Annotated in this window: 13 protein-coding genes; 3 read left to right on the forward strand and 10 right to left on the reverse strand. The window is 68.9% G+C overall.

The annotated features are described in order from the left end of the window. Window positions 1-192: 192 nt before the first annotated feature. The 6 genes from AB0L56_RS27150 to AB0L56_RS27175 form a co-directional block, all read right to left on the reverse strand. On the reverse strand, window positions 193-2,013 hold the full coding sequence (locus AB0L56_RS27150; RefSeq protein ID WP_365427566.1) for a DUF6339 family protein: 1,821 nt from the start codon (window positions 2,011-2,013) through the stop codon (window positions 193-195). A gap of 2 nt (window positions 2,014-2,015) precedes the next feature. Beyond that, window positions 2,016-2,909 carry a hypothetical protein gene (locus AB0L56_RS27155; protein WP_365427569.1) on the reverse strand — a complete coding sequence of 298 codons (894 nt, stop codon included), beginning with the start codon at window positions 2,907-2,909 and terminating at the stop codon, window positions 2,016-2,018. Then, window positions 2,906-4,858: a hypothetical protein gene (locus tag AB0L56_RS27160; protein WP_365427572.1), complete on the reverse strand. Its 1,953-nt coding sequence runs from the start codon at window positions 4,856-4,858 to the stop codon at window positions 2,906-2,908. Before AB0L56_RS27160 ends, AB0L56_RS27155 begins: the two co-directional genes overlap by 4 nt. Beyond that, window positions 4,858-5,883: a PD-(D/E)XK motif protein gene (locus AB0L56_RS27165; protein ID WP_365427575.1), complete on the reverse strand. Its 1,026-nt coding sequence runs from the start codon at window positions 5,881-5,883 to the stop codon at window positions 4,858-4,860. The genes AB0L56_RS27160 and AB0L56_RS27165 overlap by 1 nt, the downstream gene beginning before the upstream one ends. Next, window positions 5,880-8,429 carry a Z1 domain-containing protein gene (locus AB0L56_RS27170; RefSeq protein WP_365427578.1) on the reverse strand — a complete coding sequence of 850 codons (2,550 nt, stop codon included), beginning with the start codon at window positions 8,427-8,429 and terminating at the stop codon, window positions 5,880-5,882. The genes AB0L56_RS27165 and AB0L56_RS27170 overlap by 4 nt, the downstream gene beginning before the upstream one ends. A gap of 200 nt (window positions 8,430-8,629) precedes the next feature. After that, the gene (locus tag AB0L56_RS27175; RefSeq protein WP_365427731.1) at window positions 8,630-9,022 is read right to left on the reverse strand and encodes a very short patch repair endonuclease; all 393 of its coding nucleotides are present in this window, start codon (window positions 9,020-9,022) and stop codon (window positions 8,630-8,632) included. Between the two features lie 145 nt (window positions 9,023-9,167). Here AB0L56_RS27175 and AB0L56_RS27180 point away from each other — a divergent pair, with 145 nt between their 5' ends. Further along, window positions 9,168-9,533, forward strand: a complete 366-nt coding sequence (locus tag AB0L56_RS27180) for a DUF1801 domain-containing protein (RefSeq protein WP_365427581.1) — start codon at window positions 9,168-9,170, stop codon at window positions 9,531-9,533. A gap of 64 nt (window positions 9,534-9,597) precedes the next feature. Here the strand turns inward: AB0L56_RS27180 and AB0L56_RS27185 are convergent, their stop codons facing one another. Together AB0L56_RS27185 and AB0L56_RS27190 are read right to left on the reverse strand one after the other, a co-directional pair. Then, window positions 9,598-10,056 (reverse strand): DUF3592 domain-containing protein, encoded by a 459-nt coding sequence (locus AB0L56_RS27185; RefSeq protein ID WP_365427584.1) that lies wholly within the window; start codon window positions 10,054-10,056, stop codon window positions 9,598-9,600. A gap of 100 nt (window positions 10,057-10,156) precedes the next feature. After that, a complete protein-coding gene (locus tag AB0L56_RS27190; protein ID WP_365427587.1) occupies window positions 10,157-11,170 on the reverse strand; it encodes an SEC-C domain-containing protein in 1,014 nt (337 codons plus the stop codon). A gap of 211 nt (window positions 11,171-11,381) precedes the next feature. On the opposite strand from AB0L56_RS27190, the gene AB0L56_RS27195 reads away from it, so the two are divergent. Both AB0L56_RS27195 and AB0L56_RS27200 read left to right on the forward strand, forming a co-directional pair. Then, window positions 11,382-11,696, forward strand: coding sequence for a DUF6412 domain-containing protein (locus AB0L56_RS27195; RefSeq protein WP_365427590.1), 315 nt, complete (start codon window positions 11,382-11,384; stop codon window positions 11,694-11,696). 130 nt (window positions 11,697-11,826) lie between these two features. Further along, window positions 11,827-12,543 (forward strand): YidC/Oxa1 family membrane protein insertase, encoded by a 717-nt coding sequence (locus AB0L56_RS27200; RefSeq protein ID WP_365427593.1) that lies wholly within the window; start codon window positions 11,827-11,829, stop codon window positions 12,541-12,543. Between the two features lie 158 nt (window positions 12,544-12,701). Here AB0L56_RS27200 and AB0L56_RS27205 read toward each other — a convergent pair whose 3' ends face one another. Together AB0L56_RS27205 and AB0L56_RS27210 are read right to left on the reverse strand one after the other, a co-directional pair. After that, window positions 12,702-13,190, reverse strand: a complete 489-nt coding sequence (locus AB0L56_RS27205) for a heme-degrading domain-containing protein (RefSeq protein WP_365427596.1) — start codon at window positions 13,188-13,190, stop codon at window positions 12,702-12,704. Continuing rightward, the gene (locus tag AB0L56_RS27210) at window positions 13,187-14,254 is read right to left on the reverse strand and encodes a Gfo/Idh/MocA family oxidoreductase (protein ID WP_365427599.1); all 1,068 of its coding nucleotides are present in this window, start codon (window positions 14,252-14,254) and stop codon (window positions 13,187-13,189) included. The genes AB0L56_RS27205 and AB0L56_RS27210 overlap by 4 nt, the downstream gene beginning before the upstream one ends. Window positions 14,255-14,304 lie beyond the last annotated feature (50 nt).

A 14,304-nucleotide genomic window follows, 5' to 3' on the forward strand; every position in this document is an offset into this window, starting at 1 on the left:
GAACAAGGACCTCGACAATCCTCATTCTTGCTGGTCAGAGGCACTTCTGCGTTTCTGATCAACCACTGGACAGGCCACCTCGTGAAAGCGCGAGGTTAGTCACTCGTGCCCGCCGAACGGGTGCAGGTACGGGAGATCGATGACGACGAGGGCCGAAGATTGCTGCGGGGGCGAACGTTGCCTGATGCGGCACTAGCTGCGCAGTGCTGCCGCGATGCTGCGGCCCACAGCAGTGGCCAGAGGCGGGGGCATGGCATGGCCGATCTGGCGGTAGCGGGAGGTCTTGCCACCGACGAACGTCCACTCGGTGGGGAAGGATTGGATGAGCGCAGCCTGCTCCACGGTCAACTTGGGCATGTCGGCCGGGGAGAAGTCGGCACCGGGCGGCTCGTCGCCCAGGCTGTTGCCGTTCACTCCCAATGTGGCCCAGGCCTTCTTGCTGCCTGTGGGGCCGAGATCGGCGCCCCCGCGCCGGTCGGAGCCGCCGACGAGGGTCGGGGCGATCCGGTCGGCGTTCCTGGCCCACGTCCCGGCGCCGGACCAGCCGCAGGACGCCATGGAGGGGCCCAGGATTTGACCCACGGTGGGGGTCGGGGTCCCGCTCGGCTCGGGCCACGAGAAGGCGCCGTACCACGGCTCGCGCATCGCGACGAGAAAGCCGCTTCTCCGATTCTGCGGTACACCGAAATCCGACGCGTTCAACACTTTCCAACTGCATCGCAGCCCGATTTGCGCCAGTGTGCTCTCGATCCAGTGCCGATCCGACTCGAATTCCTGTCCTTCGACGAGTTCGGGCACGTTCTCGAAAACGACGGCGCGGGGTCCGATTCTCCATGCTAGGTCGATCGCCACGCGCAGAACCCGGCGCTCCTCGGCGTCCTCGGGGCAGGAAAGGGTCGCCACCGACTTCACCCGGGGCAGCCCACCGCTGAGAAGATCGACGTTCATCACGTCGGGGCGCTCGTCCGGCTGGAACTGCGCGAGGTCGATACAGATGGTCTCCCACCGGGGGCGGTTCCGGATGAGGGTGGAGCAGGCGTCGGGCTTGCTGTCGATCAGCACGACCGGGTCGAAGCCGGCTGCCTCCAGTCCAAGGGCCTGGCCTCCGGCTCCTGCGCAGATTTCCACCGACGTGAACCGCCGGTCGACAGTGGCGGGCGCAGGTACGGGCTGTGGGGCGGAATCGACGGCGGTGGGTGCTTTCACCTCGCCCATCTGCTGAGCGGGGATCGAGGGCGTAGGTGCCGGGCCGGTCGAAGACGATCCGCGCTGGGCATCGACTGCTTCTTGGGCTACGGCACGCAACTCGTGGTCCAGAGCCTGCTCGTCGATGCCGTCGAACAGCACGAAGGGGGCGAGGCGGAGCAGACGCTTGAGGAAGTCCTGCAGCGTTTCGCGCCTCTTGAGCCCGGTCAGATCCACGCCGTTCCAGACCCGGAGGATGGCACGCACGAGATGAGGGCTCCCACCCAGCGCGGCACGGCGGGCGTAGATCTGGTCGAATGCGGCTTCTCCCAGGATCTGCAGCGCGTGGTACGGCTCCGGATCCTCAGGCGCCCGAACCAACTGGGCCCGCCACCAGAGCCGACCGAACACATGACGCGTCAGGTCCGTGGCGAGGATGCGGTCCCCCGGTGGCTGCGGATAGCGCCAGAAGGCCACGTCCGGCATCAGGACCAGCGCGAGGAACGCCCACACGTCCCGGGCCGCGGCCTCGGCCGGCACCATGCCCGTCTCGGAGTGCAAGAACGCGGCCAAGGCCAGGTCGAACTCGGAGTTGTGCGCACGGTCCGAGTCGTCGGGGAAGCCTGCCCGTCTCGCGAGGTCGAGCACGCCCTCCCGTAGTTCCTTCAGACGAGACTCGGGGACCCGGTCTCCCCCCGTCGCCACGTAGACGGCGGATTCGTGCGTCACGTCGACGCGGGCGGCCAGTTCGGTCACGGACAGCTCGCGGTACTCGTGGAACAGCGGACTCGCCTGGTCCGCGAGCAGCCGAGGATAGAGGAAGCCCATGTCTACACCTTGAAGATCTTCACTGCCGCCTGCAGGTCGGAGGCGAACAAGGCAGGGGACTGCTGTCGGCGCAGTCGGATGTCGGTGATCGACTGTCCGGGGAAGAGCTGTTCCACGAGGTTCAGGAGGGTGGCTCCCAGTGATCCCTCGGAAAAGTCGGTGTCCTCGGTGAAGTCGTCCTGGTTGAGCGCATGCTCGACCATGGTGCGTGCCGCGTCCGCGTAGACGGCGGACAGCACGACCCGGTCGACGGGGCCGGGTTTCGACGCCTTCCGGAAGGCACTGGCGGTGGTGCTGTTGCGCTCGTTGACGAGGAGCAGCAGGGAACCCATGGTCGCGCTGTCGAGACCGCCGCTGATCTGCAGGTGCCAAGCGGCATCGTCGGGGAACGACGTCCGCGCGAAGTCGATGACAGCCATGGGGAACTGCGGTGCGTCACCCTGGAGTCGCAGAGTCTGTCGGTCGCTCCACAGCACCGATCCAGCTCTGCGGGGGGTTGAGGGGCGTGCGTCGACCCTGCGTTCGGCGAGCAGTAGCGCGGTGTCCAGGAGGACCACGCCTCCCAGGTCGGCGCCGCGCAGACGGAAGTCGAACTCGGCAGTGCCGGTGGCTTGCGCGGGCATCCGGACCTGCTGGGCCGGACCGCTCAGGTTGGAACCGGTGGCCGTCCAAACTGCGGACAGCACGAGCGGCGCGTCGTCGGGCAGTCCCGACTGGCGTCGTGCGCGTTCGAGATCGACGCGAACGGTCCGGCGCAGGAGCAGGTCCATCTGGTAGTCCCAGTCAGGCATGGCTTCAGGCAACGGCACCTCGCCGTCCTCGACGACAAGCCGCCAGGACTGCGCCGCGACGACGTCCTCCGTCGGGACGCGGTAGGGAAGGACGCGGCGGGTCACGACTCCTTCACTCCCTCGACCTTGATGCCGATCTCGGTCATGGTGTCAGGGGCGGGACGGACAAGCACACGCCACAGAGCATCGCTCCCCTCGACGACGCAGGGGTCGCCGTCGTGCACGCGCCCCGCCGCGTCCCGCCAACCGACGAGCACGGGCATGGTCGCCCCGATGGGCGGGTCCGTCTCGCGTCCACCCGTTCCCGGCAGCGTGACGGCCAGGTCGCTCCGGACGCGCTGCGGACCGGGCACGGGTAGCCGGAACTCCTGCACCAGCAAAGTGCTCTCCCCGTGGTCCTCGTAGTAAGGGTCGCCGACGTACTGGACCCGGGGGCGTCGGCGAGGCGTCGAGTCGCTCGTACCGTGCGACGCACCGGCGTCCGCCTGGTACCCACCACCGGCAGTCGCCGCTCCAGCAGCCCGGCCCTTCCTCGTGGTCCGCCGTCCGCGTCCACCGGTGTCGTCGTCGACGTCGGTCGACCGGGTGGCGGTGCTGCCCGGCTTGGAGTAGTCGGTGGCTCCGCCGATGCCCCATGCTCCGCCCACCAGGCCGGAGAAGTACGAGCTGGCGGCTCCCAGGGCCACGGTGCTTGCGCCCTGGCCGGCGTTCCCGTTGAGGGAGAGCAACCCGTTCAGCGCCTCGCTGATACGGGTGAACGTGGTGTGGACGTAAGTGCTCTCCGGCCGCTCCAGCGAGTGAGGGTTCCAGGCGTCGTGGGTGGGTGGTTCGGCCTTGGCGTAGACCTCGTCCATGGACTCGTCGGCTCGGAAGACGCCCGCGTAGCCCTGATGAATGCTGGGCGGCTTCGGTCCCGGACGGTAGGTGACGACTAGTTCTGCCGGGCGCATCAGGCACATGTGATGAACGACGTCGTCGATGCCGAGAAGCTCCCTGGCACGGGACCGTTCGAGCGCCGGCATGATGCGCCTGTCCAGGCCGAGACGACCCAGATGTTTCTTCGGCTTCAGACATGAGAGGTCACGGCCCTGCCCACTCTTCATCACCTCGTACGCCTTGACGAACATGTGCAGCGGGGACGTGGTGCGAGGGTCCGGTACCTCGTACAGGACGCCGTCGCAGGTGACGGAGAAGCGCATTGCGGGGGGCTTGCCGTCCGTCGAGATCATCTTGGGCCAGAGGTGCCAGGCGATCGTCTCGGCCAGGTAGTCGGCCGCGTCCGTCGGCTGCTCGAACTCGTCGAGGTTCGGGTCGATCACCACCACGGTCGTGCCCGTCTCCTGTGGGCCGAACGGCCGCAGACCCAGCCGCTGGGCGGCGGCGTCGGCCGCCGTGCCCACGAAGGGCTCGACCACGTCGCCAGAGGTGTCACCCCACCAGTGCCGGCCCGTGTAGCGACGGTCTTCTCCGCGCTCGGTGGCCACGTAACTCTTCCAGAGCGTGCACCCGATGAGACGGGTCTCGTAGCCTCCATCGGAGGTGCGGCAACGGGAGTGCACCAGCACGGAGCCGGACTTGGAGAGCAGGTAGAAGATGCCCTTTCCGAAGCCGTACGTGCCGCCCCCCAGAGCCCTGTCACGGGGCTCGCCGATGTTGCGGATGAACGACACGAAGTCCCGATCGGTACCGACCGCGTCGTTGGCGCGCGTCGGACCTCCCAAGCCACGTGTCCCCCGGTCGGATACGGCGAGCACGCGGATGACGGGGTGCCTCAGCGTGTTGCGCAGCGGGAAGTGATCGGGGTTCGTGGGGGCTCCGGCCGGGAGGAGAGTCCGCCATGCCCCGGCGTGCGCGGGTCCGACCGTCCACATGTCGATGCCGTAGTCGACCGGTGCCGAGGAGTCTGGTAGGCGGGCGTCCCAACTGTTCTGCGCCGACTCCCGGACCAGGATGGTCAACAGGTCCAGTTCCGGACGTCCCAGCTGGTTACGAATGCCTTCGGCGGCGCTGGCCCCCTCGGGCGGGTAGGGCTGGGAATACCACGAGGCTTCCATCAGTCGGACTCCTGAGTGATGCGCTCGACGACACGCGACACCTCGTCGGGCGTCAATGTGCCGGCGACCTCGCCCGTGAGGTCGATGGTGTATTCGACCTCCAGTACGGAGACCGGAAGGCCGGCCGCGGCGAGCGCGCCGCCGGTCAGTCCGGGAAACCCGGGGAGCACGCTGAACCACGTCTCCTCCCCGACACCGAAACGGACGTCCCGGTAACGGTCGGCCTCGAAGTGGCGGTAGCCCGCCTCGGAGAGGAGGCCGAGCAGGGCGCTCTCGTCGTCGCAGCGTTGCAGCGTGCGCTCGACCAGTTCCACGAAGCCCGTGCCGCCCCCCGACGTCGTCATCCGGTGCAGCCCGACCCACACCAGGTGAAGACTGCCGTCCTGCAGAGGCTCCAACTGGTCCAGTCCGTGTATGCGGGGCTTGCGACCGGAGGGGTCCACCGCCGCCTTGACCTCGATCGCGTCGAGGCCCGTCGAGAAGTCGTGGCGGTGTCCCTTTGGACCGACCCACAGGCGGTGGGCGCCGGGATCGCGTTGCAACAGTCGGTCCAGGACGAGCAGCTCGCCGAACAGGCCCGCAAGCTGCTCCGGCCCCAGAGCGGTCCCCTGGGTCTGGAACAACGCCTTCCAACGGTCGAGAACGCGATACAGCCCCTTGACGGGGTGCTCGGGAGCTTCCTGCACCGTGGACAGCACATCGGCGCACAGTCTGGTGAACAGGTCCTCGAAGTCGTCCCGGAGACAGGCCAGGTCCGCGTACGTCTGGTAGGTCTCCTCGTCCTCCAGCGGGCGCTTGCGCAGGCGCAGCACCGGACCGTCGAGGCCGGAGCGGACCTTGGTGCGGCTGTTCACCGGCACCAGCAGATGATGGTGCCCTTCGTGGTCGACGGCAGCGGCTATCGGCCCCTCGTCGGTCGATACCGGGAGGTGCGACACACGGAGGCGGTGCTCACCGGAGGTGGGCCTCGCTTCCAGTGCGCTCCATCGGTCCTCGACGAGCTTGTTCAATCCGGGCTCGATCACGCCTCCTCACTCTCCAGGAGGCTGAGGTCCTCGTCCTCGATGCGAACGCCGGAGAGGTCGGCCGAGATGTACTTCTCCACGGTGCTGTCCGCGTTGCGAGGTTCGGGGAAGACGAGGCCGACACCGATGACGTGCTCCTCGGCGTTCAAGGGCCGACGCGTCGGCTTGGGCGGGTTGGGCGCGGACGTCTTGTCGATGGGGTACAGGATGAGGAGTCCGGTGTCCGGGAGCTGCGCCTTCCGCTCCTTCATGATCTCCTCCTCCTTCAGCTTCGACACGTCGCCCGACAGGTCGACCGCGGCGTCGCGACGGCTCATCAGCGTCTTGATGTCGGCGTGCTCGGGGCCCAGCGTGTCGGCCAGACGGGCACGGACACTCCGGCCAACGGCCACGTTCGGCGTCAAGGCGAACGGTTCTCCCTTGGGGTTGCCGACGACGGCCACGTTCCAGCGGCGCAAGGAGCCGGCCGCGGAGACGCGCTTGCGGATGTACGCGCTCATGAGCTCGCCGTCGTTCTCCGGCGACTTTTCGTGGAACTTGTACTCCGCCAGGAAGTCGGTCACCACGTCGTAGGGCACGTCGCGGAACACGAAACGCCCCTCGGTCGACCGGTCCTCCACCCGCACGGCGTTCGCGATCGACGCGCCGACCAGCTTGCGGGCTGCGTCGATGTTGCCGCGCAGCCACTCGGCGTCGGTGCGGAAGTAATGGGTCTGCACGCGCCGGCCACCGTAGGAGGACGCGGCCGTGACCGCCGAGCGCATCTTGGCCGCTGCCGTGACGCGCAGCGAAGGGTGCGTGCGCAACCGGACCGCGAAGGTCAGGGGGGTCTCGGACTCCGTCATGTAGACGTCGACGTCCCGCCTCATCTCTGTCTCGACCGTCGCCAGGTGACGGAACCACTCGGCCAGTTCGTCCGTCATCCAGATCCTGGGCAGGTCGGCGTAGCCGTTGCGGAACCCGAACCAGCGCCCCATCTGCAGAAGCGTGTCGTAGGCGGAGACCGCCCGCACGAAGTAGCTGACGGACAGGCCCTCGAGCGTCAGACCACGCGACAGGGTGTTGCCACCCACGGCGATCCCGACCACCGGGCCGTTCTCGTAGTCCAAGCGGTCCTCGCTGCTGGAGTTGTCCATGATGACCCGGCAGCTGTCGAGGACACCGGGCAACTCGGGGAGCAGCGAGTCGAACGGCACCTTGGTCTCGCCGAACTCCTCGGCGGCGACGCGAGCCGTCTCCTCGTCCCACAGCGCGCGCAGTCGCCGGAGCACGTCGGCGTCGCCGAGCGACTCGGCCCTTCTCCGCCTCAGGTGTTCCAACGGCTCCTTGAAGCTGTTGTGCACCGCCGTGTTGACACTCGTGTGGACGAGCATCGTGCTGTGCGGGTTGCCGGTGCCACGGACCCTGCGGGCGGCCGTGACCAGCCAGAAGTAGTCGATGGCCCGCTGAAGGCTGTCCGTGATCACGGGCTCGAAGCCCTCGACGTCGGCCTTCGTCTCGGGGCGGACGCACTGCACGTCGTCCTGCGGCACCGAGCGGATCATGTCGTGGCCGTCGTCGACGTCCTCCTTGTCCTCGCCCTCCAGCGCGTATCGGCCGAACAACACCTCGGTGCCGAAGTGGCCCTTGGGCTTGGGCAGGTTGACCACGAAGTCACGGGGATAAAGGTCCTCGGCGGCGGGGTCGATCAACAGGTTGGCGAACGGGGAGGCCGTGTAACCGACGTAGGCGGAGCGCGGCAGGCTGTTCATGATGCTGAGGATCAGCGGGTTGATGGACTTGGTCGCCACCGTCGCCTGGTCGGCCTCGTCGTCGATGATCAGTGCCGGGCAGTCCTCCAGGTAGTCGGAGGCTTTGGCCAGCCACTGCGACAGCTTGCGCAGCACCGTCGCGTTCTTCTTCACCACGCACAGGACGTGCGTCTTGTTGCTCTTCCCGAAGTAGCCCGCGGGGTTTTCCTGCGGCGTGAAGTCCTTGTCCAGACCCGTGAGTTGCGACCACATCGAGGGGTTGGGCTCGACGAGTTGTTGCACCAGTCGGGCCTGCGTCTGGCGGCGGAGTCCGTTGTGGATGCCGGCCAGCACGATGAAGAGCTTGTAGCCGCGGTCGGCCGCCTTGGCCATGACCGAGGTGAAATTCGTGGTCTTGCCGGACTGCACGTACCCGACCACCAGGCCGCGGGTCGAAAATGCCTTTTCCTTGGGGTGGTTGAGCAGGGAGACGACCCGGGTGGACGAGTCGTCGAGATCTTGGATGGCGGGTTTCTCCGGCCAGCCGTCCTTGCGGAGCAACTTCTGGATCGCGGGCCAGCACTTGTCCTTGGCCTGCGGGCCCGTGTACCAGGTGTCCCGGTTGCCCAGGACCACCGCGTGGGGCTCCTGGAGCTCCCTGATGCGGATCGTGCGCTCCTCGTGACGCCGGCGGATCTCCTCGATGACGTGTTGTTCGACGCCGAGCAGTTCGAGCCGCTTGACGGCCTCCGAGGGCGGAAACGTTTCCAGAAGTGCCTGGAACGTCTCGTACATGGCATCGAAATCGTCGGTCATGTGTCGACCGCCCCCGCTTTCGTTCATCGTTCGCCTGTTCGGCAGGCATCCTGCGACACAGATCAACGCCCCCGCGTTCACATCGCCTACACATTATTGGTGTAGGTCGTTGCTTAGTAAATCGATCTCGCAACCCGCTTTACGAGCATGCGGACTCATAACGGACTAAATGGGACGAGGAGTGAGGAGCCCGTCTCCGTTCAGGATCGGTTGTCGGCCTCCCGTCGCGGTTCCACCACGGCGGTGATCCGGGAGGCCACGTCGTCGACGGCCTCGTGCTCCCAGAAGCGGAGGACGGTCCATCCCTCCTCTGTCAGATGCTCGGTCGTTTCGGCGTCGCGCGCAATGTTCTTGTCGAGCTTGGTACGCCACCACTCGGCGTTCGCCTTCGGGCTGGTCGCATGCTGCGGGCATCCGTGCCAGAAGCAGCCGTCGAGGAACACGGCGACCTTGGCCTTGGGGAAGACGATGTCGATCGTGCGTCGCGGCATGCCGGGCACGGGCACGTTCACCCGGTACCGCAGGCCGTCGGCGTGCAGGATGCGCCGGACAGCCACCTCGGGAGCGGTGTCGCGGCGGTTCTGGCGACTCATGCGGGCGGAGACGCCGGGGGAGGACGGGATCGCACCAGGCACACAAGCATTCTGCCGGCGCCACCGAAGGTGCGGGAGGCGGTCGGGGACGTCGGCTGACTGGCGTGCGCACACCGACTCTGCAAGCCCGCAATAAACTCCCCACATGGTGCAGAGCAGCGCAGGAGATGTCGATGCCTACCTGGCCGAGGCCCCCGAGGAGCGCAGGGACGTTCTCGGCAGGCTGCGGCGGCTGTGCCGGGCCGAGCTCGGCGGGTTCGACGAGGTCATGGCGTACGGCATGCCCGTGTATGAGCGGGGCGGGGTCGGGGAGATCGCGTTTGCGAGTCAGAAGCAGTACATCTCGTTCTATCTGATGCGCGGCGACGTCCGGGACGCGTTCGAGGAGCGGCTGGCCGGACATGACATGGGCAAGGGATGTCTGCGGTTCCGCAGGCCGGATCGCGTTGATTTCGAGCTCGTGCGGGATCTGCTGAGGGCGGTCGCGACTGCGCCGGGGGCCGTCTGCTGAGTGACGGTTGGCACGCCGGCGCGGGCCGCGCTGGACGGCATCGAGGAGTGGGTCGCCGGGTGCTTTACAGGAACGCCGCCATGCCCATCCCCACCCCGAACAGCACGAAGAAGACCCCCCAGGTGAGATTCGCCGTCGCCGAGTACGACACGTTTCCCGGTCTGCCGTCCTTCGTGTGGACGACGACCACCCGGCGCGGGTCGCTCGGGTCGTAGCGCACGACGACCGGGACGCCCGCGTACAGGGGGTGGGACTCGTGGTTGAGCGGGGCGCGGCGGTAGGTCTGGGTGCGCGGGGCGTCGGGGCGGCCGACGGGCGGGCCTTGGTAGCGGACCTGCGGGGGATGGATCGTCGGGCCCTCGCGGCGGGCGTTGCGGGCCACCTCGCCGCGGGTGCGGACGCCCCGGACGCCGAGGCGGTACAGGGCCCGCCGTTGGTGCAGGGCGCCGCGCATGACGTGGACACCCAACGCCACCGCGGCGGCAGCAACGATGAGCATGATCGTGAGCCATGGCTGGTCCATGCGGCCTCCCCCGAGTTGATTTCTTCCCCACGAGACGAACGCGGTCGGGCTCCGGTTCCGGCCAGCCGACACCGACCGGTGGTGGCACCTGTGCGTCCGGTCAGTCGGCCCCGTGACACTCCCCGTACGCCCGGCCCGAGCCGCACCAGCACGCGGCCGTCCGCTCCGGGGGCCACGCCACCGCGCGGCCCCGGGCCGCCAGGGTCGTGGCGTACTGGGGGAGCAGGGCCGGGTCGGCGGGGGAGCTGAGCTCCGAGGCCGCGAAGGCCTCGTACGACGGGACCGTGCCCGTGACGATGCCCAGGTTCGGTGTGCCCGACAACGCGAGCTCGCGCAGGGCCGCCTCTATCGTCGCCAGGTGGGCCTCGTAGGACGGGTACTCCTCCGCCAGGGCCGGGTACGCCTCCGTCAGCTCGGCCAGCTCGTTCGCCGGCCAGTGCAGGACCGCCACCGGGAACGGGCGGGACAGGGCCTCGCGGAACGCGCCCAGTTCCGCGCGCAGGCGGATGATCTCCGCCTCCAGTTCCGCCGGGTTCTCCGAGCCCAGGGACCACACGCGCTTGGGGTCGTGGAGTTCGTCCAGGGTGATCGGCAGCGTGTGGACGGTGTCCGCCAGGGCGTCCCACTCGTCGTGCGCCGCGCCGAGCATCCTGCGGACGCGGTGGCGGCCGAAGAGGAGCGGGTGGGTGGCGCGGGGAGGCCGGGTCCCCTCGGTCAGCAGGAGGCGTACCGCCTGCGTGAACGTCTCGTGCGCCTGCTCCAGCTCGTCGTGCGACTCCAGGGACTCCGCGACGATCACCCAAGGGGCCGGGTCGCGCGGGGCCGCCGCGCGGATGCCGGTGATGATCGCGCGGGCCTCCGCCTCGTGGCCGTACTCCCACAGGTTCGACGCCTTCAGGGCGCGGACAAGGAACGGCTGGTCCAGGTTCGCGTCCGAGGCGAGGAGGCGGTCGTAGAGGGTCGTCGCGGCCGGGCGGTCGCCGGAGAGTTCCCGGTGGGCGGCGGCCCGCAGGAGCAGGGCCTCGGCGTCCTCGGGGTAGAGATCGGCGGCCCGCTCCAGTCGAGCGGCTTCGGCGGTGTGGTCGACGTTTTCGGCAGGCGTGTCGGGGCGCATGGGGGACACCGTACTGCCGAGGGGTGACAGGAGGTGAGAGCGCGGGGGGAGGTCGGTTCGGGGCAGGGCCGTTCTCGCAGAACCAGGAAGGTCCGGCCTGTGGAACTGTGGTGCCGTGGCGGACGTTGTGGGGGTGCGGGCTCGAGCGGGACCCGGTGAGGTCGATCCGGTATAACTCCGGTACGGGCTGTTTCGATAGGGGAGGGGCGACGTGATCCGTCAGTGGGTGACCGTGCGTTCCGTGCTCCTCCCGTTGCTCCCGGTCGTGCTGCTTCTGCTGCCCGCCGCCGGTGGTCTCTCCGTGGTCGACGTCGCGCTCGCCGCGACCGCCGCGGCCGGCACCGCGCTCTCCGTCTGCGCGTTCGTCGCCGCGCGCTGCGTGCCCGCCGTCCCGCCCACCCGGGTGCGTACGGCCATCCGCGACCGCGACCGGCGTACCGCCTTCCTGCCTCAGCGCGATCCCGACGCCAAGGGACGCACCCGGCCCCGGGCGCCCGGACACGCCCTGCCGGCGACCGCCGCGTAGGGCACGGCACCTTTTTCGCGTTCGTTCATCATGTTCGTCCGCCGCGCCTTGCTGCGGGTCGTCATGCCGCCATTTCACATACCGGTTTTCCGGTACTTCCGGCACGACGAGACCCTCGGAGGGCTCACCCATGTCCGTCTTCGCCAGCCTGGTCGGCCGCCTGGCTGACCTGCTTCAGCCGGTGTTCGGCGTCTCCGCGGCGGCCGCCGCGATCGTTCTGTTCACCGCGCTGGTACGTCTTCTCGTCCACCCTCTCTCGCGGGCCGCCGCGCGCGGTCAGAAGGCTCGGGCGGCGCTTCAGCCGCGCATCGCTGAGCTGCGGCGCAAGCATCGGCATAACCCCGAGAGGCTTCAGCGGGCCGTGCTGGAACTGCATACCGCGGAGAAGGTTTCGCCGGTGTCCGGGTGTCTGCCGAGTCTGTTGCAGCTGCCTGCGTTCTTTCTGCTGTACCACCTGTTTTCGAGCGAGACGATCGGTGGGCGCGCCAATGAGCTCCTGGGGCACCGGCTGCTCGGGGCTCCGCTTGGCGGGCGGTGGGCGGATGCGCTGGGGGACGGCGGGGTGTTTGGCGGGGCGGGGCTTGTCTATCTCGGGCTGTTCGCGGTCGTCGCGGTGGTCGCGTGGTTCAGCTATCGGCTGTCGCGGGGCATGATGGCTGCGCAGCCGGTGGTAGCGGGTGCGGGGGACGGGGAGCAGGTGCCGGGGGTGGGGGCGGTGGTCAAGGTGATGCCGTTCATGTCCTTCTTCACGCTTGTCACCGTGGCTGTGATGCCGCTGGCGGCCGGGCTTTACATGGCGACGAGCACGGCCTGGAGCGTGGTGGAGAGGGCCGTGCTTTATCGGTGAGTGCCGTTCACCTACGTCATCCTTTTTTCGCCCCCGCCGCCCCTTCCCTTCCCGTCCCTGGGGCTCCGCCCCAGACCCCGTTGCGCAGTTCCCCGCGCCCCTAAGCGTCCTGGGCCTGGGCTTCGCGCCAGACCCCGTTTGCGCAGTTCCCCGCGTTCCTAGGCGTTCTGGGGCTGGGTCAAGTAGTGGGTCAGGGCTTCTACTACCAGCTTGTGGTCTTCCAGTTGGGGGAGGCCTGAGACCGTTACCGCGCCGATGACGCCTGCGCCCTCCACCGTGATGGGGAAGGAGCCGCCGTGGGCCGCGTAGGTGTCGGGGTCGAGGCGGGAGGAGGCCTCGAAGGTCGTGCCCTTGGCGCGGTGGCGGGCGCCCACCAGGTAGGAGGCGGAACCGTAGCGCTCCACCACACGGCGCTTGCGGGCGATCCACGCGTCGTTGTCGGGGGCCGAACCGGGCAGGGCGGCGTGGAAGAGCTGCTGGCCGGAGCGGTGGATGTCGATGGCCACGGGGGCCTGGCGCTCCCGGGCCATCTCCACCAGCAGCGAGCCGAGCGCCCACGCGTCGTCGTAGGTGAACCGCTGGAAGACCAGGCGGCGTTCCTGGGCCTCGAGTTCCTCCACCGTCGGGGTCGGTTCGGGAGTGGTCACAGGGTCACCGTCACCTTCTCGTCGGCGGAGCGGCGGGCCGCCTCCAGTACGTCGAGGGCGGCGGCCGCCTCCAGCGCGGTCACCGGGTTGGGGGCGCCGTCCAGGAGGGCGCGCGCCACGCCCGTGTAGTAGGCGGGGTAGTCGCCCGGGAGGGTCGGTACGGGGGTGCCGCCGCCGGTCACCGGGGACTCGCCGGCGCCTACGCGGCCCCACAGCTCCTCGGGCTCCGTGCCCCAGCCGGGGCCGGGGCGTGCGCCGTCGCGCAGGGCGGCCTCCTGGGGATCCAGGCCGTGCTTGACGTACCCGGCCTTCGAGCCGAGGACGCGGAAACGCGGGCCGAGCTGGGCCGTGGTCGCGGAGACATAGAGGTGGGAGCGGACTCCGCTTTCGTGCGTGAGCGCGATGAACGTGTCGTCGTCGGTCCGCGCGCCCTCGCGGCGGATGTCCGACTCGGCGTACACGGAGGTCACCGGGCCGAAGAGGACCAGGGCCTGGTCGACGACGTGGCTACCGAGGTCGTAGAGGAGACCTCCGATCTCCGCCGGGTCGCCGGACTCGCGCCAGCCGCCCTTGAGCTGCGGGCGCCAGCGCTCGAAGCGGGACTCGAAGCGGTATACGTCGCCGAGCCCGCCCTCGTCGATCAGCTTGCGCAGGGTGAGGAAGTCGTTGTCCCAGCGGCGGTTCTGGAAGACGGAGAGGAACAGTCCGCGCTCCTCCGCGAGCGCCGCCAGCGCGCGGGCCTCGGCCGCCGTACCGGCGATGGGCTTGTCCACGACGACCGGCAGACCGGCCTCGAGCGCGGCGGTGGCGAGCGGGACGTGCGTCTTGTTCGGGGACGCGATGACGATCAGGTCCAGCTCGTCGGCGCGGTCGAACAGCTCGTCCGGGGTCGCGGCGATGCGTACGTCCGGGAACGCGGCGCGGGCCTGCTGCTGCCGCTCGGGGTTCGAGGTGACCACCGTGTCGAGCGCGAGGCCCTTGGTCGCGGCGATCAGCGGGGCGTGGAACACGGAGCCCGCGAGGCCGTAGCCGACGAGGCCGACGCGGAGGGGAGTGCCAGTCATGGGACTACTTTCGCAACGCTGTTGCCAAAGTGCAAGCGGGAGGGAGAATG

It is taken from the genome of Streptomyces sp. NPDC052079, assembly GCF_040680275.1.
In the GTDB taxonomy this organism is placed as follows: Bacteria; Actinomycetota; Actinomycetes; order Streptomycetales; family Streptomycetaceae; genus Streptomyces.

Bases quoted from the DNA above. Each gene is read 5' to 3' on its own strand.
- AB0L56_RS27150 (WP_365427566.1), bottom strand. From the start codon at position 2,013: ATGGGCTTCCTCTATCCTCGGCTGCTCGCGGACCAGGCGAGTCCGCTG.
- AB0L56_RS27160 (WP_365427572.1), bottom strand. From the start codon at position 4,858: ATGGAAGCCTCGTGGTATTCCCAGCCCTACCCGCCCGAGGGGGCCAGC.
- AB0L56_RS27170 (WP_365427578.1), bottom strand. From the start codon at position 8,429: ATGACCGACGATTTCGATGCCATGTACGAGACGTTCCAGGCACTTCTG.
- AB0L56_RS27175 (WP_365427731.1), bottom strand. From the start codon at position 9,022: ATGAGTCGCCAGAACCGCCGCGACACCGCTCCCGAGGTGGCTGTCCGG.
- AB0L56_RS27180 (WP_365427581.1), top strand. From the start codon at position 9,168: ATGGTGCAGAGCAGCGCAGGAGATGTCGATGCCTACCTGGCCGAGGCC.
- AB0L56_RS27185 (WP_365427584.1), bottom strand. From the start codon at position 10,056: ATGGACCAGCCATGGCTCACGATCATGCTCATCGTTGCTGCCGCCGCG.
- AB0L56_RS27190 (WP_365427587.1), bottom strand. From the start codon at position 11,170: ATGCGCCCCGACACGCCTGCCGAAAACGTCGACCACACCGCCGAAGCC.
- AB0L56_RS27200 (WP_365427593.1), top strand. From the start codon at position 11,827: ATGTCCGTCTTCGCCAGCCTGGTCGGCCGCCTGGCTGACCTGCTTCAG.
- AB0L56_RS27210 (WP_365427599.1), bottom strand. From the start codon at position 14,254: ATGACTGGCACTCCCCTCCGCGTCGGCCTCGTCGGCTACGGCCTCGCG.